The sequence below is a fragment of the Couchioplanes azureus genome, assembly GCF_014648355.1.
In the GTDB taxonomy this organism is placed as follows: Bacteria; Actinomycetota; Actinomycetes; order Mycobacteriales; family Micromonosporaceae; genus Actinoplanes; species Actinoplanes azureus.
In genome coordinates this window covers 1-1,352 of the sequence record NZ_BMQY01000033.1, presented here as the reverse complement: position 1 = coordinate 1,352, position 1,352 = coordinate 1, and the positions used below count along the sequence as shown (strand labels likewise).

1 protein-coding gene is annotated in these 1,352 nt (G+C 69.3%); it reads left to right on the top strand.

Annotation, left to right across the window (positions count from 1 at the left end; genetic code table 11):
• Positions 1-1,352 (top strand): type I polyketide synthase (locus IEY99_RS33730; protein ID WP_229799506.1); only part of this gene is annotated, 1,352 nt, incomplete at both ends.

Here is a 1,352-nt window from a genome sequence, read left to right as displayed (position 1 = left end):
GATCGTGGCGATGTCCTGCCGGTTGCCCGGCGGGATCCGTTCGCCGGAAGAGCTGTGGGAGCTGCTCACCGACGGCCGTGACGCCATCACCACCCTGCCCACCGACCGCGGCTGGGACCTCGACACCCTCTACGACCCCGATCCCAGCGCCACCGGCAAGACCTACACCCGCTACGGCGGTTTCCTGCACGACGCCGCGGACTTCGACGCCGCGTTCTTCAACATCAGCCCGCGCGAAGCCCTGGCCATGGATCCCCAGCAACGGCTGCTGCTGGAAACCGGCTGGGAAGCTTTCGAACGCGCCGGCATCGACCCCGGCACCCTGCGGGGCAGCCCCACCGGCGTCTTCATCGGCGCGACCAATCCCGAATACGGACCCCGCCTGCACGAAGCTCCCGAAGGCATCGACGGCTACGCGCTCACCGGCACCACCATGAGCGTCGCCTCCGGACGCCTGGCCTACACCTTCGGCTTCGAAGGCCCCGCGATCACCGTGGACACCGCCTGCTCCTCATCGCTGGTCGCCCTGCACCTCGCCTGCCAGGCACTACGCAGCAACGAATGCAACCTCGCCCTCGCCGCCGGCGCCACCATCATGGCCAACCCCGGCATGTTCATCGAGTTCAGCCGGCAACAGGGCCTGGCCCCCGACGGCCACTGCAAACCCTTCTCCGCCGACGCCGACGGCACCAGCTGGGCCGAAGGCATCACCGTGCTGCTGCTGGAACGCCTCAGCGACGCCCAGCAACACGGCCACCCCATCCTCGCCACGATCCGCGGCACCGCCGTCAACCAAGACGGCGCCTCCAACGGACTCACCGCTCCCCACGGCCCGTCGCAGGAACGCGTGATCCGCCAAGCCCTCACCAACGCCGGACTCACCCACACCGACATCACCGCCGTCGAAGCCCACGGCACCGGCACCACCCTCGGCGACCCGATCGAGGCCCAAGCCCTGCTCGCCACCTACGGCCACAACCGCACCGAGCCCGTCTACCTGGGCTCACTCAAATCCAACATCGGCCACACCCAAGCCGCCGCAGGCATCGCCGGCATCATCAAGATGGTCCTCGCCCTGCACCACCACACCCTGCCCACCACCCTGCACATCACCCAGCCCACCCCCCACGTCGACTGGACCAGCGGCACCATCGACCTGCTCACCCAACCCCAACCCTGGCCACCCACCACCACACCCCGCCGCGCCGGCATCTCCTCCTTCGGCGTCAGCGGAACCAACGCCCACGCCATCATCGAAGAACCACCCACCACCACACCCACACCACCACCGCCAGCAGCGCCCCCGGCACCGGCACTCACCCTCTGGCCCCTGTCCGCCCACACCCCCCAAG